The 18,370-nt window shown below is 72.6% G+C and carries 21 protein-coding genes; 11 read left to right on the forward strand and 10 right to left on the reverse strand.

Translation table 11 applies throughout. The annotated features are described in order from the left end of the window. Nucleotides 1-52 precede the first annotated feature (52 nt). Nucleotides 53-979, forward strand: coding sequence for a TIGR02452 family protein (locus IE251_RS25795; protein ID WP_189755411.1), 927 nt, complete (start codon nt 53-55; stop codon nt 977-979). 18 nt (nt 980-997) lie between these two features. On the opposite strand, the gene IE251_RS25800 is transcribed toward IE251_RS25795, so the two are convergent. Next, a complete protein-coding gene (locus tag IE251_RS25800; RefSeq protein ID WP_189755412.1) occupies nt 998-1,444 on the reverse strand; it encodes a type II toxin-antitoxin system PemK/MazF family toxin in 447 nt (148 codons plus the stop codon). Nucleotides 1,445-1,490: 46 nt separating this feature from the next. After that, nucleotides 1,491-1,913, reverse strand: a complete 423-nt coding sequence (locus IE251_RS25805) for a cupin domain-containing protein (protein ID WP_189755413.1) — start codon at nt 1,911-1,913, stop codon at nt 1,491-1,493. A gap of 111 nt (nt 1,914-2,024) precedes the next feature. On the opposite strand from IE251_RS25805, the gene IE251_RS25810 reads away from it, so the two are divergent. Beyond that, on the forward strand, nt 2,025-2,705 hold the full coding sequence (locus IE251_RS25810) for a helix-turn-helix transcriptional regulator (RefSeq protein WP_229896934.1): 681 nt from the start codon (nt 2,025-2,027) through the stop codon (nt 2,703-2,705). A gap of 48 nt (nt 2,706-2,753) precedes the next feature. Continuing rightward, nucleotides 2,754-3,182: a hypothetical protein gene (locus tag IE251_RS25815; protein WP_189755414.1), complete on the forward strand. Its 429-nt coding sequence runs from the start codon at nt 2,754-2,756 to the stop codon at nt 3,180-3,182. A gap of 178 nt (nt 3,183-3,360) precedes the next feature. Here the strand turns inward: IE251_RS25815 and IE251_RS25820 are convergent, their stop codons facing one another. Continuing rightward, on the reverse strand, nt 3,361-3,729 hold the full coding sequence (locus tag IE251_RS25820) for a hypothetical protein (RefSeq protein WP_200692092.1): 369 nt from the start codon (nt 3,727-3,729) through the stop codon (nt 3,361-3,363). 285 nt (nt 3,730-4,014) lie between these two features. Here IE251_RS25820 and IE251_RS25825 point away from each other — a divergent pair, with 285 nt between their 5' ends. Beyond that, nucleotides 4,015-6,051, forward strand: coding sequence for a TerD family protein (locus IE251_RS25825; protein WP_189755559.1), 2,037 nt, complete (start codon nt 4,015-4,017; stop codon nt 6,049-6,051). A 33-nt stretch (nt 6,052-6,084) separates the two neighbouring features. Here IE251_RS25825 and IE251_RS25830 read toward each other — a convergent pair whose 3' ends face one another. Continuing rightward, complete coding sequence (locus tag IE251_RS25830; RefSeq protein ID WP_189755415.1) at nt 6,085-6,996, reverse strand: SDR family oxidoreductase; 912 nt, start codon at nt 6,994-6,996, stop codon at nt 6,085-6,087. Nucleotides 6,997-7,110: 114 nt separating this feature from the next. On the opposite strand from IE251_RS25830, the gene IE251_RS25835 reads away from it, so the two are divergent. Further along, entirely contained in the window at nt 7,111-7,695 is a 585-nt protein-coding gene (locus tag IE251_RS25835) for a TetR family transcriptional regulator (protein WP_189755416.1), read from the forward strand. Nucleotides 7,696-7,745: 50 nt separating this feature from the next. Here the strand turns inward: IE251_RS25835 and IE251_RS25840 are convergent, their stop codons facing one another. Both IE251_RS25840 and IE251_RS25845 read right to left on the reverse strand, forming a co-directional pair. Then, nucleotides 7,746-8,507 carry a cache domain-containing protein gene (locus IE251_RS25840; RefSeq protein WP_189755417.1) on the reverse strand — a complete coding sequence of 254 codons (762 nt, stop codon included), beginning with the start codon at nt 8,505-8,507 and terminating at the stop codon, nt 7,746-7,748. 37 nt (nt 8,508-8,544) lie between these two features. Further along, entirely contained in the window at nt 8,545-9,285 is a 741-nt protein-coding gene (locus IE251_RS25845; RefSeq protein ID WP_189755418.1) for a FadR/GntR family transcriptional regulator, read from the reverse strand. Nucleotides 9,286-9,394: 109 nt separating this feature from the next. On the opposite strand from IE251_RS25845, the gene IE251_RS25850 reads away from it, so the two are divergent. Genes IE251_RS25850 through IE251_RS25865 form a run of 4 tightly spaced genes read left to right on the forward strand, consistent with a single transcriptional unit; the run spans nt 9,395 to nt 13,361 of the window. Further along, complete coding sequence (locus IE251_RS25850) at nt 9,395-10,426, forward strand: ABC transporter ATP-binding protein (protein ID WP_189755419.1); 1,032 nt, start codon at nt 9,395-9,397, stop codon at nt 10,424-10,426. Between the two features lie 23 nt (nt 10,427-10,449). Continuing rightward, nucleotides 10,450-11,649, forward strand: a complete 1,200-nt coding sequence (locus tag IE251_RS25855; protein WP_189755420.1) for an ABC transporter substrate-binding protein — start codon at nt 10,450-10,452, stop codon at nt 11,647-11,649. Nucleotides 11,650-11,652: 3 nt separating this feature from the next. Beyond that, entirely contained in the window at nt 11,653-12,534 is an 882-nt protein-coding gene (locus IE251_RS25860; RefSeq protein ID WP_189755421.1) for an ABC transporter permease, read from the forward strand. Nucleotides 12,535-12,545: 11 nt separating this feature from the next. Then, nucleotides 12,546-13,361, forward strand: coding sequence for an ABC transporter permease (locus IE251_RS25865; RefSeq protein ID WP_189755422.1), 816 nt, complete (start codon nt 12,546-12,548; stop codon nt 13,359-13,361). Between the two features lie 61 nt (nt 13,362-13,422). Here IE251_RS25865 and IE251_RS25870 read toward each other — a convergent pair whose 3' ends face one another. Then, entirely contained in the window at nt 13,423-13,980 is a 558-nt protein-coding gene (locus tag IE251_RS25870; protein WP_030607201.1) for an NAD(P)H-dependent oxidoreductase, read from the reverse strand. Between the two features lie 99 nt (nt 13,981-14,079). Between IE251_RS25870 and IE251_RS25875 the strand changes: the two genes are divergently transcribed. Next, on the forward strand, nt 14,080-14,760 hold the full coding sequence (locus IE251_RS25875; RefSeq protein ID WP_189755423.1) for a TetR/AcrR family transcriptional regulator: 681 nt from the start codon (nt 14,080-14,082) through the stop codon (nt 14,758-14,760). Nucleotides 14,761-14,795: 35 nt separating this feature from the next. On the opposite strand, the gene IE251_RS25880 is transcribed toward IE251_RS25875, so the two are convergent. After that, complete coding sequence (locus IE251_RS25880; RefSeq protein ID WP_189755424.1) at nt 14,796-15,944, reverse strand: FAD-dependent oxidoreductase; 1,149 nt, start codon at nt 15,942-15,944, stop codon at nt 14,796-14,798. Beyond that, nucleotides 15,941-16,621, reverse strand: coding sequence for a TetR/AcrR family transcriptional regulator (locus IE251_RS25885; protein WP_189755425.1), 681 nt, complete (start codon nt 16,619-16,621; stop codon nt 15,941-15,943). The genes IE251_RS25880 and IE251_RS25885 overlap by 4 nt, the downstream gene beginning before the upstream one ends. A gap of 194 nt (nt 16,622-16,815) precedes the next feature. On the opposite strand from IE251_RS25885, the gene IE251_RS25890 reads away from it, so the two are divergent. After that, nucleotides 16,816-17,829, forward strand: a complete 1,014-nt coding sequence (locus tag IE251_RS25890; RefSeq protein ID WP_189755426.1) for a helix-turn-helix domain-containing protein — start codon at nt 16,816-16,818, stop codon at nt 17,827-17,829. 95 nt (nt 17,830-17,924) lie between these two features. On the opposite strand, the gene trxA is transcribed toward IE251_RS25890, so the two are convergent. Next, a complete protein-coding gene (gene trxA / locus IE251_RS25895; protein ID WP_189755427.1) occupies nt 17,925-18,302 on the reverse strand; it encodes a thioredoxin in 378 nt (125 codons plus the stop codon). Nucleotides 18,303-18,370 lie beyond the last annotated feature (68 nt).

The raw sequence follows: 18,370 nt of genomic DNA on the forward strand, positions 1-18,370 counted from the left end.
CGACGGGGGAGACCGCGCGGGGCGCGGTCGCGGCGCCCACGGGGGTGGCGCCGTGAGCGCGCGCCTGCGCGGGATCGCCGCGGAGACACAGCGGATCGTGGCCGCGGGCGGGTACCGGACGCCGGACGGCCGGGAGGTGCCGATCGCCGAGGCGGTCGAGGCCGCGCGGGCGGGCACCCGGATCTTCGGTCCCGAACCGGTGCCGGTGCCGGGGGCTTCGTCGTCAGAGGCTCTGGCGCCGGGGCTTACGGGGACTGGGCTGTCGGGGGCGGGGCCTTCGGAGGTCGGACCTTCGGGAGCGGCGCCTTCGGGCGCGGGGCCCGAGGGCGGCACGCGGTTCGAGGTCACCGGGGAGAGCAGTCTGGAGGCGGCCCGCCGACTGGCCGACGCCCCCGTGGCCGTACTGAACTTCGCCTCGGCCCGCAACCCGGGCGGCGGCTACCTCAACGGCGCGCAGGCCCAGGAGGAGGCCCTGTGCCGCGCCTCCGCGCTGCACACCTGCCTGCTGACGGCCCGCGGCTTCTACGACCACCACCGGGCCGACCGTGACCCGTTCTACACCGACCGGGTGATCCACTCCCCGGGCGTCCCCGTCTTCCGCGACGACCGGGGCCGGCTGCTCGCCGAGCCGTATCCCGTGGGGTTCCTGACGGCCGCCGCCCCCAACGCGGGCGTGATCCGGCGTACGGCGCCGGAGCGGGCCGCCGAACTGCCGGGCGCGCTGGCGGTACGGGCGGAACGCGTGCTGGAGACGGCCGCGGCCCATGGCTACCGGCGGCTGGTGCTCGGCGCCTGGGGCTGCGGTGTCTTCCAGAACGACCCGGCGCGGGTCGCGGGCGCCTTCCGGGCGGCCCTGGGCCCCGGGGGCCGGTTCGCGTACACGTTCGACCACGTGGTGTTCGGCGTGCTGGACCGGACCCCGAAGGCGGTGGTGCGGGAGGCGTTCGTACGGGCGTTTCCCGAGGCGCGGGCAGCGTGAAGGGCGGCGGTCCTGCCGTCAGGTCCAGCCGTAGCGCTCGTGCAGTCGCTGTCGGACCAGGTTGAAGCGCATCCGGTCCAGCGCGCAGGCCTCCCGGCGCATGCCCCGCTCGTGCAGCCGCAGCACCCGGTCGACGTCCACCCAGGAGTCGCGGCCGGAGCGGTCCCACGGGCCGCCGCCGATGGCCACCCACTCCCGGTCCCCGTCGTGCCGCCTGCTGGACAGTTGCAGCGCGAGGAACGTGCCCGCCGCCTCCCGGGCCACGACCAGCACCGGGCGGTCCTTGCCCCGGCCGTCGTTCTCCTCGTACGGCACCCAGGTCCACACGATCTCCCCGGGGTCGGGGTCGCCGTCGTGGGCCGGGGAGTACTCGGTGCGCACCCGGCCGACCTCGCGCGGGTCGGCCTCGGTGGTGGCGTACGGGTCATGGCGGCCGGGGGTGCTCGCATCGGTGAACGTACTCACGCGGGCACCCTAACGGTCAGTGCGGGCGGCCCGGCCACCCCGGGTGTCACGCCGTGGCCGCATCGGGGCGCGAGCCGATCCGCATGCCGGGGCGCCGGTTGTGCACGGTCAGGTACGTCAGCCCGGCCGGGCCGGCGGTGATGCTGCGCGCGGAGCCGTGCGGCAGCCAGACCAGGGCGCCCTCGGCGAGCGGCTGCCCCGGGGCCGGGGAGCCGTCGCCGAGCAGACCGTCCCCGGCGACGACCAGGACCAGTACGTCCAGCTGTGTCTCGGTGTGGGCCGGTACCCGGCCGCCCGGGGCCAGCCGGACCACGTTCGCGTCGAGTTGGCGCCCGCTCTCGGCCAGCTTCCACAGCACCCCGGCGGGCACCGGCGGTGCCTCGGCCAGCGCGCGGGTCTCGCACAGGACGCGCGGCCGGGTCGCCGGGCGGGCGGCCGGTCCGGTGTCGGTCGCGGACGGCGATGTCATCTGGTGTTCCCCTCGGCTCTCACGATCCCCCGCTCGCACTCCCGGCCACTCTACAATTAATCCATGTAGGATTCGTGAAAACCGGCCGCGGTGGAGATGGGGTGTCCGGACGTGAGCACGCGGGAGAGTCCGCGCCGCCGAGCGCTGCTGGACGTACTGCGCGCGGCGCCCGCGCCGCTCGGGGTCGCCGAGGCCGCCGAGCGGATGGGACTCCACCCCAACAGCGTGCGGTTCCACCTGGACGCCCTGGTGGCCGACGGGCTCGTGGAGCGCCGGACCGAGGAGCCCTCCGGGCCCGGCCGGCCCCGTACCGTCTACACCGCGCGCCCCGGCATGGGCCGGGGCGGCCCGCGCGACTACCGGCTGCTGGCCCGCATGCTGCTCAGCCGGTGGACCGCCGCCGACCCGGCCGAGGCGCGCGCGGAGGCCCGGGAGACGGGCCGGACCTGGGGCCGCTATCTGGCGGACCCGCCCGCGCCGGACGAGACACCGACGCCCGAACGGTCGACGGCACGGCTGCTCGCCCTGCTGGACGGCCTGGGCTTCGCACCGCGGGCCGAAGGCGCCGGCGAGCCCGGCCGGCCCCCGGAACGGATCCGGCTGCGGCACTGCCCCTTCCTGGAACTCGCCGAGGAACAGGGCGGGTTGGTGTGCTCGCTCCATCTGGGTCTGATCCAGGGGGCGTTGGACCGGATGGAAGCGCCGCTGACGGCCACCGCGCTGGAGCCGTTCGCCGAACCGGACTCCTGCGTCGCCCACTTGGCCGGCGCGTCGGCGGCCCGAGCCTCCTGAGCCACGCGCGGAAGCCGCCGCCCCGGCGGAGAAAGGCCCGTAACCCCCATGAACACCACCTCCGCCGCCACCGCCGGCGCGGTCACCTTCGTCTGGCTCGGGATGGTGCTGGCGATCTCCTTCCTCGAGGCGCCGCTGAAGTTCCGCGCCCCGGGTGTCACGATCCCCGTCGGGCTGGGCATCGGCCGGCTGGTGTTCCGGGCGCTGAACGGCGTGGAGACCGTCCTGGCGGCCGTCGTGATCGTCACGGTCGCGGTGGGCGGCGCACCGACCGGGATCATCGCGCTGACCGCGGCGGTGGCGGCACTCCTCGCCGTCCAGCTCGCCGCCGTCCGCCCCGTCCTCAACCGCAGGTCGGACCGGGTCCTCGCGGGCGAGGACCTGCCCCGCTCACGCAGCCACCTGTGGTACGTGGCACTGGAGATCCTGAAGACCGCCACCCTGATCACCCTGGGCATAGCCCTGTCGGCGTCCTGACCGGCAGCACCGCCCGAACGTGCCCTGACCGGCAGGACCGCCCGAACGTGCCCTGACCGGCAGAACAGGCCGGAACGCGTCCTGACGCGGCGGGCGCGCCCGTTCCGCCGCCAGCCGTCGCCGAACCAGGAAACGGCGGGCCGAGCCGGCGCATCGGCACAAAGCCGAGGGAACAGCCTCAACCGGCTCCGGAAGCCGCCCAGTCGTCGGTCCACCGGTGCCGGTCCAGTCCCACGGCGCCGAATTCGTCCCCGCCGAGCCCCCTGCGCGCGCCGAGCCGCCGCAGAGCCTGCGAGACAGGACCGGCCGGCCGCGAGAACCACCTCTTCACCGGCGCGTCCAGCGGCCCCAGCGCCAACCTTCCGTCCGCCCACACGACGGCACGCTCCTCACCCACACCGCCGAAGTACTCGGCCTCGACATACGCGAGGGGACCCGCGACGGACCACCCGGCGAGCATCCTCTCGAAGCCCGCCGACAGCCGCCGGAACCCCAGAGCCTCCGCACCACCGCCGCCCGCGACGGCGTCCACCAGCTCGTCCGTCATCGGCACCAACGACAACCCCTGCCGAAGACCCACCACCCGAGCCCCCGCGACGTCCCGTGCCACCCCGCGCAGCAACCCGTCCCCAGCGATCACCGCCTGCAACTCATAACCCACCCAAGCCCCCTCCGGCCTCGTCGCACCACGTCCCACCGTTTCGGCCTTGGCGCTGATGTCCGGAGGTTACAGTCGTCGCCTGTGGGTCACATCACACCGAGTGGTGCGATGGGGGCGGATGGCGTGCGCCTGGGTGAACGAGGCAGTCTGGGGGGATTGTTGGTGCAGGAGATGTTGAAGGGCTCGAACGCGACGCTTTCGGCTCTGAGTGAGAACGTCGGTTCGGTGATCGTCAGTCTCCGCTGGGCCAGTCCGGGCGGTGAAGGAGACGCTGACGTATCGGTCCTGCTGCTGGGACCGGACGGCAAGGTGCGCAGCGACGCCGACTTCTACTTCTACAACAACCCGGTGGCCCCGGACGGCAGCGTGCAGTTGCTCGGCAAGGTCCCGGCGGAACGGGGCGATGAGGACCGGATCGGGTTCGACTTGACGGCGGTACCGGAGAACGTCGACAGGATGGTCGTCGCCGCGAGCCGGTACGGTGGCGCCCGCTTCGGTGAGCTGGAGGATCTCGGAGTCACTCTGTCCGACGCGGCCGGCGAGGGCATCCTTCGGTTCGCCATCGACGACGCGCAATCGGTGAGCGCGGTCATCTTCGGCGAGCTGTACCGCCGGGACGGCGTATGGAAGTTCCGTGCCGTTGGCCAGGGGTACGCCGAAGGACTGGCCGGTCTGGCGAGGGATTTCGGCGTCGACATCGATGACGACGCGGCGACGGAGTCCGTGCTGGACGACGGTCCGACCGAGGAGGAGGGCGTGACGGTGCGAGCCGTCACCGCTCAGCCGGTTCCCGAGTCGGCCCTGCCCGCCGTTCCCTCCCCCCGGCGGTCGGCGGGAGCGACCCAAGGGCCCGGCCGGACGCCGCGCCCCCGTACAGCCAAGAGGAAGATCACGCTCCCCAAAGCGGTGAAGGCGAAGAAGTCTCTCGCCGAGAACGAATCCTGGAGGGAATCGAGGTTGTTCCCGGTCTCGGCACTCAAGAGCGACCGGGACCGGGAGGCCCGCGCCACCTCGGTTCTGCTGTCGGTGATGGCCCAGGTGCCGGAGTTCGGCAGAAGACTCATGGCCGGGTTCGGAGCGCCGGCGGGCCGTATGGAGACGTTCGTCGAGGTCTCTCTGCCGTACGGCGACACACCTCGGCGCCCGGACGGTGTCGTCCGCGTCGAGCGGGCAGGCAAGCTCTGGACTGCGTTGATCGAGACGAAGACCAACGGTAATGCGCTCAAGAGCGACCAGGTGCAGGCGTATATGGACATCGCCGGGCGGCGGGGTTACGAGGCCGTGATCACGCTGTCCAACGACGTAGCCCTGGAGGGTAGTCCTCTGGTGGACGTCAAGACCGATGGACGCCGTAAGCACAAGGTGGCCCTCTGGCACCTTTCCTGGGCGGAAGTCGCCTACCAAGCCCAGGTGTTGATCCGTCACGAGGGCGTCGGCAACGCGGCGCACGCCTGGCTGCTCCATGAGCTGCTGCATTACCTCCAGCACGAGAATTCCGGCTGTCACGGGTTTCAGAACATGGGACCCGCCTGGGTGCCGGTGCGCAACGGCATCGACGACGAGACTCTGAGCCAGGGCGATCCAAAAGCGCTGGAAGTCGTGGAGAGCTGGGAACGGCTCATCCGACAGGTGTGCCTCGGACTTGGCGGCGAACTCGGGCGCAAGGTGCTGCCGGTACAACGGGGCAAGCGTGGCGGGGACCCGCGCGAACTGCGCCAGGCCCGGGCAGACCGGCTTTGCGTCGAAGGGCGGCTTCAGGCGGAACTTCGTATCGACGGCACGTCCGGTGTGCTGTCGGTCGGGGCGGATCTGCGGACTGGCAGGCTCCGGGTCTCCACGGACATCCCCGCCCCTGCCCAGGGATATCCCCTGGCCTGGGTCAAGAGGCTCGTCCGGCGGTTGGCCGAGGCACCGGCCGACCTGCACATCGAGACACTGGTCGACGGTGAGACGGGTGGCCCGCGAGGCACACTGGAGCGGTTGCGCCCCGAGCCGGCGGACCTGCTGCCCAAGGCCGACGATGCCCGGATCACCGGGTTCCGCCTCTCTTTGTTCAAGAGTATGGGCAGCGGCCGCGGCAACGCCGAGACAGGATTCATCCGCAGCGTCGACGAAGCCGTCCAGCGTTTCCATGGCAACGTGGTGATGCTCTTCGACCGCCCGCCGGCGCGACGTCCAGTCGCCGACGAGTCGGTGATGTCCGTGTGAGACCCGCACGCCCTGGTGGATCGGTAAAAAGGCTCAGGGCGTCGGCCCGGTCAGGTAATCGCCGTGCTCCAAGTCCTCGAGCAGTGTCGGGTGGGTGGGGGACCAGGCGAGGAGCTTCCGTGTGTGAGTGCTGGAGACGGGGCCGTCGAAGCCGTAGGCGGTGGCCATGAACGGGCTCACGAAGTGGGTGGCGGCTTCGGTGGGCGTCAGGGAGGCCGTGGGCAGGGACAGTCTCCGGGCGATCGTCTCCGCGATGCTCTTCAGGGTGACGCCGCTTTCGGCCACTCCGTGCAGCACGCTGCCCGCGGGTGCCTTCTCCAGCGCGAGGCGGAACAGCACCGCCGCGTCGAGCCGGTGTACGGCGGGCCACCGGTTGGTGCCGTCGCCGATGTAGGCCGACACGCCCGTCTTCCGGGCGGTGGCGATGAGCATGGGGATGAAGCCGTGGTCCTCGGGACCGTGGACGGTGGGAGCGAGGCGGACCACGCTCGCGCGCACTCCTCGCGCGGCGAACCCCAGGCCCGCTCGCTCGCCCGCGATGCGGAAGGCGGCGATCCCGGCCGGGTCGGGCTCGTCCCGCTCGGTGGTCTCCCGGCCGGCGGGCATGACCAGCGTGCCCGAGGTGACGACGAGCGGCTTGCCCGAGTGTTCCAACGGCCTGCCGAGTGCCTCGATCGCGGTCCGGTCGCGCCGCGTCATGGCGTCGAGGTCGGAGAAGTCGCCGCCGTAGGCCATGTGCAGGACGGCGTCGGCGGCCGCGGCGCCGGCGCTCAGGCTGTCGAGGTCGTCCAGGGAGCCTCGGTGCGGTGTGGCCCCCAGTGACTCCAGCCGGGCCGCGGCGGCGTCCGAGCGTGCCAGACCGGTGACCGAGTGGCCGGCCGCCACGAGCTCGGCGACGACTGCCGGGCCGGTCTGGCCGGTACCCCCGGTGACGAAGACATGCATGACACCCTCCCGTTTGACGCCAGTGACTGACACTACGTACGGCCGGACCCTACGTAGCGCCAGTGACTGGCGTCAAGAAGCGTCAGTCACTGGCGTTTCAGGTATCCTCGAGGCATGCCACGGAGCGGAGCAGAAGCGCGCCGCCGCCTTCAGCAGGCGGCCCTGGAGCTGTACCAGGAGCGGGGGTTCGACCAGACCACCACGGCCGAGATCGCCGCCCGGGCAGGAGTCAACGAGCGCACCTTCTTCCGGCACTTCCCCGACAAGCGCGAGGTGCTCTTCGACGGTGAGGCCGACCTCCGTGCCGCGCTGACGCGGGAGGTCGCCGACGCCCCCGACGGCCTGCGACCGCTCGACGTCCTGCTCCGCGCCTTCCGGAGAGCCGGACGGATCCTGGAGGACAACCGCCCGTTCTCCGAACCCCGGCTGAAGATCATCGCGGTGACGCCGGCCCTGCGCGAACGCGACCTGGCCAAGGCCGCCTCGCTCACCGAGGCCCTGGCGGAGGCCCTGCGGCAGCGCGGAGTCCCCGGCCGGCTGGCCGGCCTGGCGGCCCACACCGGCTGGGCCGCCTTCCACCAAGCGGCCCAGGCCTGGATCGACGACCCCGCACAGAACCTGGACGCCCATCTCGTCCGGGCCTTCGACGATCTGCGCGCCCTCTCCGCGACCGGGAGCCGACACTCAGGCGGTGAGTAGGGCGTTGGCAGGCCCGGATCGCGTTCGACGCCGGACCGTGGACGACAGGCTCACGCCACGACCAGGACCAGGGGCACACCCCGGCACGGGATGAGGCGCAGTCCGTCGTGGGTGCCGGGGCGGGCGGTGTCGAGCAGTTCGCCGAAGTCCGGGCCCCGGGTGAGGGAACCGGCCAGGTGGGCGGCGTCGGCGGAGGCGGCGACCCGGCCGTGGGCGTTCACCAGATGGGCCGGGCGGGGCAGGCCGCGCAGCAGCGGGAGCACGGCCGCCTCGAAGTGCCGCAGATACACGTCGGCCGCCGCCACCCCGGCGAACCGCCCCTGGACACCCACCGGTTCGGACACGGTGAGGCTGTACTCGGCGGAACAGAGGTAGTCCACGTACGGTCCGGCCACGGCCCGGCGCCCGGTGTCGCGGGGCAGCGCGAACCAGTCCCAGTGCGTGTAGTCGGAGTAGGCCGACCGGCCGGGGTCGAGATCGAGCAGCAGCGGCCGTACGACACCGTCCGCGCCGGACTGCCACCACTCCAGCCAGGCCGGCGCGTCGGCCAGCAGCCCGGGGGTCGCGACGAAACCGGCACCGGAGACGATCGCGTCCCGGGCCAGCCGCGCGTGCAGTCCGGGGCGCAGGGCGGCGAGGTCGCGGCTGACCGGCCGGCGCCCCTCGGCGGCCACCCGGCGCAGCAGGGCCGTCGTCTCGGCGCGGGTGGCGGCGACCGTCTCGAACACGGCCCCCAGCGCACCGCCCACCTGCGCGGCGACCCGTCTCTCCGGTTCCGTGGCGACGGCGGCGAGCCCGGACCTGACGCCCATGGTGTCCTCCAGCCGGCGGGAACCTCACGCGGCGCGGTCAGAGGGTGAGGCGTACGGCGACGAGCCGCGCCGCCGACTCCCTGACGCACCGCTCGGCCAGCGCGCCGGCCGTTTCGTCGGCCCCATCCTGCACCGCGGCGACGACCCGGCGGTGCCGGTCCGCAACTTCTTCACGATATGCGTCCTCGGCGAGGACCAGACAGGGCAGCGCGCCCACCTCGCTCTGCAGGGCGACCTGTTCGCGGGTGAGCCGCGCGGACTGCGCGGCGGCGGCGAGTTCGACATGGAAGCGGCCGTACAGCCGGCCGCGCGCCGCCGCGTCCGTGGCCCGCGCCAACTCCCGTGCCGTACGGCGCAGCGGCTCCAGGTCGGCGGGTCCGGTGCGCTCGGCGGCGAGCCGGGCGGCGGCGCCGGACAGGGCGGCCCAGTGGTCCCCGAGGTCGCGCAGTTCCTCGGTACTCCAGTCGTGCAGCCGGTCCTTGAGCCGGTCGTCGGCCGGGACGTCGGGCAGCGCGACGAAACTGCCGCCGCCGCGGCCCCGCCGGGTGGTGACCAGCCCCCGCTGCCGCAAGGCCATGAGCGCCTCGCGCAGGGTGACCGTGGACACGCCCAGCTGTCCGGCCAGTTCGCTCTCGCCCGGCAGTTGCTCGCCGTCGGCGAGGAGACCCAGCTCTATGGCGTCGCCGATGCGGCGGACGACCGCGTCGACGCGGGCCCGGGTGTCCACCGGGCTGAAGACGGCCCGGCGGGCGCCGCCGTCTGTCTCGGGCCGGCTCACGTCACCACCTCGCTCGTTGACTGAAGATTTACCCTAACGCCCTCTTGAGACGTGACCTATGAGTTCATAGGTTTGCGGTCAACGTCGATGGCGCCAGAAAGGTTCCTGTATGGAGGGAATTGCGATCCGGCTGCAGGGACTTCGGAAGTCGTTCGGCGAGACGGCCGCCGTCGCCGGCGTCGACCTGGAGATACGGGACGGCGAATTCTTCTCGTTGCTCGGCCCGTCCGGCTCCGGGAAGACGACCCTCCTGAGGCTGATCGCCGGGTTCGAGACGCCCGACCAGGGCCGGATCGAACTCGCGGGACAGGAGGTCACGGACCTCGCCCCGTACGAGAGGGACGTGCACACCGTCTTCCAGGACTACGCGCTCTTCCCGCACATGACGGTCGAGCAGAACGTCGCCTACGGGCTGCGGGTGCGCAAGGTGCCGAAGGCCGAACGGCTGGCCCGCGCCCGCGAGGCGCTCGCCGAGGTCCGCCTCGAAGGGTACGGACGGCGGCGGCCCGACCGGCTCTCCGGCGGACAGCGCCAGCGCGTCGCACTGGCCCGCGCGCTCGTCGGCCGCCCCCGCGTGCTCCTGCTGGACGAACCGCTCGGCGCCCTCGACCTGAGGCTGCGTCAGCAGATGCAGGTCGAACTCAAGGCGCTTCAGCGGGAGGTGGGCATCACCTTCGTCCTCGTCACCCACGACCAGCAGGAGGCCCTGACCATGAGCGACCGGATCGCCGTCGTCGACCGGGGCCGGATCGCCCAGACCGGCACGCCCGCGGAGATCTACGAGCGTCCGGCGACCGCGTTCGTCGCCTCCTTCGTCGGCGTTTCCAACCTCCTCGACGGCGAGACGGCCCACCGGATCGCCGGCTCCCCGGGCACCTACAGCATCCGCCCGGAGAAGATCCGCGTCCTGAGGGAGTCCGCCGGACCGGACGAGCCGGAACACGCCACCGCCACCGGCACCGTGGCCGAGGTCGTCTACCTCGGGGACGCCACCCGCTTCGTGGTCGACCTCGACGGCGGCGGCCGGCTCACCGCGCTCCAGCAGAACCTGGAGACCTCCTCGGCGGACGTCGCCGCCTACCGCGGCAGCCGGGTCCGCCTCCGCTGGCACCGCCGGCACGCCGTCCGGCTCCCTTCCTGATCCCCCCACTCCTGGAGAACGCCGTGCGTCTCATCCGTACCCCGCGCGCCGCGGCCTTCTGCGCCGCCGCGCTGCTGCTCACCACCGCCTGTGGCTCCTCCGGGTCCGGCGGCTCGTCCGCCACCGGCCTCCACCCGCCCGCCCTGAAGGCCCCGGCGGAGCTGGGCCGCACCGAGGGGCGGGTCAACCTGATCGCGTGGGCCGGCTATGTGGAGGACGGCTCCAACGATCCGGGCGCCGACTGGGTCAGCGGCTTCGAGAAGCGGACGGGATGCCAGGTCCGTTCCAAGGTCGCCGCCAGCTCCGACGAGATGGTCAAGCTGATGAAGACCGGCGCGTACGACGCCGTCTCCGCCTCCGGTGACGCCTCCCTGCGCCTGATCGCCTCCGGAGACGCGGCCCCCGTCAACACCGGCCTGGTCCCCAACTACAAGGACGTCTTCGAGGGGCTGAAGCACGGCGCCTGGAACTCCGTGGACGGCCGGATGTACGGGATCCCGCACGGCCGGGGCGCCAACCTGCTGATGTACGACACCGCGAAGGTGACACCGGCGCCCACCTCCTGGTCGGCCGTCTTCGACGACGCCGCCCGGCACAAGGGGCACGTCACCGCGTACGACTCGCCGATCTACATCGCCGACGCGGCCCTGTATCTCAAGGCCCGCCGGCCGGAGTTGGGGATCAAGAACCCGTACGCGCTGGACCGCAAGCAGTTCGACGCGGCCGTGGCGCTGCTGAAGCGGCAGAACGAGTACGTCGGCGAGTACTGGAGCGACTACCTGAAGGAGGTCTCCGCCTTCAAGAGCGGTGACTCGGTGGTCGGCACCACCTGGCAGGTGATCGCCAACCTCGCCGCCTCCGAGGGCGCGAAGGTCAAGGCGCTCGTACCCAAGGAGGGTTCGACCGGCTGGTCGGACACCTGGATGGTCTCCAGTAAGGCAAAACACCCCAACTGCGCCTACAAATGGCTGGACTGGATCGTCTCACCCAAGGTCAACGCCCAGGTCGCCGAGTACTTCGGCGAGGCACCGGCCAACTCCCGGGCCTGCGCCGAGACCACCGACAAGAACTTCTGCGCGGTCTACCACGCCGCCGACGAGGACTACTGGCAGAAGATCGCCTTCTGGAACACGCCCATCGAACAGTGCCTGGACGGCCGCCGGGACGTGACCTGCGTACCGTACGCCGAGTGGGTCCGCGCCTGGACCGAGATCAAGGGCTGAGCCGTGCGGACCGAAGCCGGACGGTACCCCGGCCGGCGGCTCGCCGCGATCCTGCGCCGCCGGCCCCGGCTGCGGCTGACCCTCCTGCTCACCGCCCCGCTGCTCTGGCTCACCGTCCTCTACCTCGGCTCGCTGACGGTCCTGTTCGTCTCCGCGTTCTGGACGACCGACTCCTTCACCTCCCAGGTGGTGAAGGTCTGGTCGACGGACAACTTCCACGCGCTGCTGACCACCCCCGTCCATCGCCAAGTGGTGCTGCGCAGCGTCGTGGTGGCCCTCGCGGTGACCGTCCTGTGCGCGGTGCTCGCCTTCCCGGTCGCCTTCTACACCGCCCGGGTGGCCCCGCCGCGCCGGCGTCCGCTGCTGGTGGCGGCGATCCTCACGCCGCTGTGGGCGAGTTACCTCGTCAAGGTGTACGCCTGGCGGCTGATCCTGTCCGAGGGCGGGCTCGCCGACTGGATGCTCGCCCCGTTCGGACTGCGCGGCCCCGGCTACGGGCTGCCCGCCACGGTGCTCACCCTGACGTACCTGTGGCTGCCGTACATGATCCTGCCGCTGCACACCGCGCTCGAACAGGTCCCGGACGGGCTGCTCGACGCGTCCGCCGACCTCGGGGCGCGGCCCGGCCGCACCTTCCGCTCGGTCGTGCTGCCCCTGGTGCTCCCGTCCGCCGCCGCCGGTTCCGTCTTCACCTTCTCGCTCAGCCTCGGCGACTACATCACCGTGCAGATCGTCGGCGGCAAGACCCAGCTCATCGGCAACCTCGTGTACTCCCACATCGACCTCGACCTGCCCATGGCCGCCGCGCTCGGCACCGTGCCCGTCGCCGTGATCGTCCTGTACCTGCTGGCGATCCGCCGTACCGGTGCCCTCGACAACCTGTAGGAAGGAGCACCATGCGTCTCGGCCGCACCGCGCGGATCGCCCTGCGGACCGCCGCCGGGCTCGGCTTCGCGGTGATCTACGTCCCGCTGGTGCTGGTCCTGCTCAACTCCCTGAACCCCGACCGCAGCGCGGGCTGGCCACCGCCCGGACTGACCGGACGCTGGTGGTCGGCGGCGGCGCACAATCCCGGTGTCCGGCAGGCGCTGTGGGTCTCGGTGAAGGCGGGGCTCGGGGCCACCGCCATCGCGCTGGTGCTGGGCACGCTCCTGGCCTTCGCGGTGGCCCGGTACCGCTTCTTCGGCCGGGACACGGTGACCTTCCTGGTGGTCCTGCCGATCGCGCTGCCCGGCATCGTCACGGGCATCGCGCTCAACTCGGCCTTCGGCACGGTGCTTCAGCCGCTCGGGGTGGGCCTCGGGCTGTTCACCGTGATCGTCGGGCACGCCACGTTCTGTGTCGTCGTCATCTTCAACAACGTGGTGGCCCGGCTGCGCCGTACGTCCGGTTCGTACGAGGAGGCGGCGCAGGACCTCGGCGCGAGCGGCCTGAGGGCCTTCGTGGACGTCACGTTCCCGCTCGTGCGTTCCGCGCTGCTCGCGGGTGCCCTGCTCGCCTTCGCGCTGTCCTTCGACGAGATCGTGGTCACCACGTTCACCGCGGGGCCGGGCGTCCAGACCCTCCCGCTGTGGATCTACGACAACATGGCCCGGCCGCGGCAGGCACCGGTGGTGAACGTCGTGGCGGCGGTACTGGTCCTGCTGTCGGTGATCCCGGTCTACCTCGCCCAGCGGCTGTCCGCGGACACCGCGACGTCGAGCCGCGTCTAGCCGGGGAAAGAGGAGGGGGCCGAAGCCGTGCCGGCTCCGGCCCCCCGGGTGCGCGGACGGCTCAGGCGGCGGAGCCCACGTTGCCGTGCAGGCGGGCCACGACCTCGGTCAGCTGGGCGGCGACCTCGGCGTCGTCGGACGGGTGGGTCTCGGCGAAGCGGGTGACGGAACCCGGGATGGACAGCTTGATGTCCTCTATCACCTTGCCGCCGGCGATGCCCACGGCCTTGCGGGTGTCGTCCTGGGCCCACACGCCGCCGTACTGGCCGAAGGCGGTGCCGACCACGGCGACGGGCTTGCCGCCGAAGGCGCCGGCGCCGTACGGGCGGGACAGCCAGTCGATGGCGTTCTTCAGCACGGCCGGGATGGTGCCGTTGTACTCGGGGGAGAACAGCAGGAAGGCGTCGGCGGCCTGGGCGGCCTCGCGCAGCTTGACGGCGGCGGCCGGCACGCTGCCCTCCACGTCGATGTCCTCGTTGTAGAACGGGACCTCGGCCAGGCCCTCGAAGAGCTCGACCTCGGCGCCCTCCGGCGCGAGCTTCACGGCGGCCTCGGCGAGCTGGCGGTTGTGCGAACCGGCGCGAAGGCTGCCGACGAGCGCGAGGATGCGAACAGACATGGGAACTCCAAGGGGCTGAAACATCGCTGTGACGATCCGGACCGAAGTCCGTTTAAGTGTGTACCACCTCAAACGGACCGCGGTCCAGTTTTGTTCCCGATGCTTTACGCTGTCGTCATGTCCAGCGCTCTGCCGCCCTTCCCGAAGCCTCATGAGCCCTTCGAGACCCCCTCCCTGCTGGAGGTCGGCACGGCTCCCGGCGAGCCGGGCCTGCGCGCCGACGCCGCCCGCAACCGGGCCCGGCTCCTGGAGGCCGCCGCCCGGCTGATCGCGGAGCACGGGGTGGCCGGGGTCACCATGGAGGCGGTCGCCGCGGCGGCCGACGTGGGCAAGGGCACCGTCTTCCGCCGCTTCGGCGACCGCACCGGGCTGCTGATGGCCCTCCTCGACCACTCGGCCCGCCGGCTCCAGGCCGACTTCCTGAGCGGGCCCCCGCCGCTGGGCCCCGGCGCGCCGCCCCTGGAGCGACTGCGGGCGTTCGGCGTGGCGGTGCTGTACCGCACGGCCGAACAGCTGGATCTGCAACTGGCCGCCCAGCCCGAGCCGACCCGCCGGTTCGTCCACCCGGCGGCCGGGGCGCTGCGCGCCCACCTCACGATGCTGCTCCGGCAGACCGTGCCCGGCGGCGACTGCGACCTGCTCGCCCACACGCTGCTCGCCTCGCTGGACCCCGCGCTGATCCATCACCTCACCCGGCAGTGCGAGATGCCCATGGAGCGCCTGGAGGCCGCCTGGCTCGACCTGGTCGCCCGGGTGACCCGCACGGACCCGCCGGACTGATCCCGTGAGGGAGACCGGGCCGGCCGGTCCGCCGGTCAGTCCCCCTGGCCGGTGAACATCGCCACCAGCCCCCGTGGAGCGTCGGCGGCGAACAGCAGCTCCTGGCCGCGCGCGGACTCCGCCGCCGACGCCTCGGCGCGCGGGAACATCCGGGCCTCGTACGCGGCCAGCGCGGCCTCCGTGTCCCCGGGGTGCGCGGCCAGGGCCAGGCCGAGTTCGGCACCGTCGAGCAGGGCCAGGTTCGCGCCCTCGCCCGCGAACGGGGACATCAGATGGGCGGCGTCCCCGAGCAGGGTCACCCCGGGCACCCGGTCCCAGCGGTGCCCCACCGGCAGCGCATGGATCCGGCGGGGCACCAGCGCCCCGTCCGCGTCGGCGACCAGCGCCCGCAGCCGCTCGTCCCAGCCGTCGAACTCCTTGAGCACGGCCGCCTTCGCCGCCTCCGTGTCGGTGAAGTCGATGCCGTCCAGCCAGTCCTCCGGCGCGACCACGGCGGTGTACACGTGCAGGCTGCCGTCGGGTTCGCGGTGCGCGAGGAACCCGCGGCCGGGGCCCAGCGCGAAGAGCATCCCGTCGCCCACCACCTCCGCGCTCACCGGGTGGCGCCGGTCCGCCGCCCGCAGGTCCGCCTCCACGAACGACACGCCCGTGTACGCGGGCCGGGCGGCGGAGACCAGGGACCGGATCCGGGACCAGGCGCCGTCCGCGCCGACCAGTACGTCGGTGGTGAACCCGGAGCCGTCCGCGAGCGTCACGCGGTGCCGTCCGCCGTCCAGCGGGCGGGCGCCGACGACCTTGGTGCCCCACCGGACGCTGCCCGCGGGCAGCGATCCGAGCAGCAGTTCGCGCAGGTCGCCCCGGTCCGTCTCGGGGCGCCCGCCCGTGCCGTCGTCGGGTTGCGCGAGCCGGACGGTGCCGTCCTGTGCGAGGACCCGGACGGCCTGGCCGCCGGCGTGGACGCGGGCCAGGAACCGCTCGTGCAGGCCGGCGGCCCGCAGCGCCTCCTGGCCGGTGTCGTCGTGGATGTCGAGCATGCCGCCCTGGGTCCGGGCGTCCGGTGACGCGTCCAGGTCGAACAGCGCGGCTTCGATGCCGTGCACGTGCAGTACGCGGGCGAGGGTGAGCCCGCCGAGGCCCGCGCCGACTACGGCGACGGGGTGGTGGGGGAGGGGTGCGGTGGTCATGGTGCCTCCTGGCCTTCGGTCGGTACGGCGGTCCGCTCGATGCCGGTGATCAGGGTCTGGAAGGCCCACGACAAGCGGGCCTCGGGCGTGCCGGACAGCAGTGCCCCGGCGTCGGCGGCGATGTGCGGATGGGTGGCGGCGGGCGCCTCGCGCAGGGCCCGGGCCGCCGCCTCCCAGGCGGCCGGGGACTCCTCCCCGGCGTGCTCGGCGGCGGTCGCGGTGGCGTGCTGGAGCAGCAGGTCCACGCCCCAGGCCGCCTGGGCGCGGGGGATCCCGCCCTCCCGCAGCAGGCCGAGCAGGGTCTCGATCAGGCGCAGATAGTGCGGGCCGCTCGGCCGCGCGGTCAGCGCCGACCGGGCCAGGGACGGATGTTCCAGGAGCATCGCGGTGTAGCGGGTGAGCACCCGCTCCAGCCGCTCGCGCCAGCTGCCCTCGGCCGGCGCCGGGCCGACCGTGCCGAGCAGCTCGTCCAGGACGGCCGCGTGCAGCTCGTCGGTGTTGCGGACGTACACGTAGAGCGAGGCGGGGCCGGTGTCGAGTTCCTGCGCGAGCCGGCGCATCGTCACCTTGCGCAGCCCTTCGGCGCGCAGGATGGCGACGGCGGCGGCCACGATGCCCTCCCGGGTCAGGGCGGGCTTGGCGGGACGCTCCCGGCGGGAGCGGGGGGCAGCGGTCATGGCACGACCATAACGAACATGTTCGTAACGAACAAGTTCGTGCATGCCGGACCAGTCCCGGTCCCCGTCAGGGAGAGTGGGGGGCATGCTGACGCCGACGACGGCGTCGCGCATGCGGGGAGATGTCCCGTTCCTTTCCCTGTTTGTCCGGATCTGCTTTTGTTGGGTCGGGCCGGACCCAAGAACATGTGGACGTGAGCACGGACGACGTGGGAAAGCTCGACGTGCAGGGAGTGAGGGACGCCGCGGACCTCGTTGATCTGCTGCGCGAACTCAAGCAGCGGTCCGGTCTCACCCTGCGCGAGTTGGAGGAACGGGCCCGTGCGCGGGGAGAGCTCCTGGCCCGCAGCACGGTCAGTGACATGCTCCGGGGCATACGTCTGCCGGCCCCCGGGACCGTGGCGGCGTTCGTCCGGGCCTGCGGTGCGCACGAAACGGACGTCGAGGCCTGGCTGGAGGCCAGGCGACGGGCCGAGGAAGGGGCGAGTGCACGGCCGTCCGAGCCCGCCCCCGACCAGGGTCCCGGCATCGTTGCCGGGGCCCGGCGGACCCGCTCATGGGTGACAGCCCTGTGGCCCGGAGGGCTGACCCGGCGGGCCCGGTCGTGGGTCCTGGCCGGGGAGATCACGACGAGTCTGGTCGCCGTCGCCCTGTGGACGCTCTCGATGGCGTTCGGGGCTGCTCCTGCTTCCTCACCGACCGTCCCGCCCCACGCGGACGCGGCGGCCCGGGAGCTGCGGGGCTTCGCGGAGATCCGTCCGGCCCGCACCCCCGGGCTGTGTCTGACCGAGGGCCGGGACACCCGGGGCGAATACCTGAACGCCGTCGCGGCACAACTCCCCTGCGAGGAGGCCAGACCGCCGCACACGTACCTCAGACCGGTCAAACCCACCGCGTCGAACACGTCGTACTTCATCGAGTGGCAGCACCCTCAGCACGGGCGGGGCTGTCTGACCGCGCGGCGCGAGGGACCCGGCAAGGACCTGCTGGAACCGTGGCCGTGGAAGAGCTGTGACGCCACTCGCGCCTACCAGCACTTCCGCATCGAGCCCGCCGCCACGACCGACGCCCGCTACCGCCTGCGCCTCGAGGGCACTCAGCGCTGCGTGGGCCTCCGCGACGACTCCACCGAGACCGGAGCCGACGCGACGGTGGAACCCTGTAGCAAGGCAGCGGACCAGGAATTCCTCATCAGAGCGGCGGCCTGACACCGGAGACCGGTGCGGTATCGCTGGGATGGCGGCCGCGGGGCCTTCGTCGTGCGGGCGCGAGTTCGGCTGACCCGCGCCCGCACCAGGGCGTCCTACTGTGGGGCCTGGCCCTGCTGGGCGGCGACGCTCTTGCGGACCTCGTCCATGTCCAGCGCCCGGGCCTGCTTGATCAGGTCCTCGAGGGCCGGCGCGGGCAGGGCGCCCGGCTGGGCGTAGACCGCGACCTGGTCACGGACGATCATCAGCGTCGGGATCGACTGGATCTCGAACGCCGCGGCCAGCTCCGGCTGCGCCTCGGTGTCCACCTTGCCGAACACCAGATCGGGGTTGTCCTCGGCCGCCTTCTCGTACACGGGCGCGAACGACCGGCACGGCCCGCACCAGGACGCCCAGAAGTCGATCAGAACGAACTCGTTCCCGGAGACCGTCTCGTCGAAGTTCTCCTTGGTCAGTTCCACGGTGCTGGTCATGGCGTGATTCCCTCTTCCTGGTGTGGGGTGTGCCGACGGCGCAAACACGGCCGCCGGGCCGCCTATTC

The organism is Streptomyces eurythermus, from assembly GCF_014649115.1.
Classification (GTDB): domain Bacteria; phylum Actinomycetota; class Actinomycetes; order Streptomycetales; family Streptomycetaceae; genus Streptomyces; species Streptomyces eurythermus.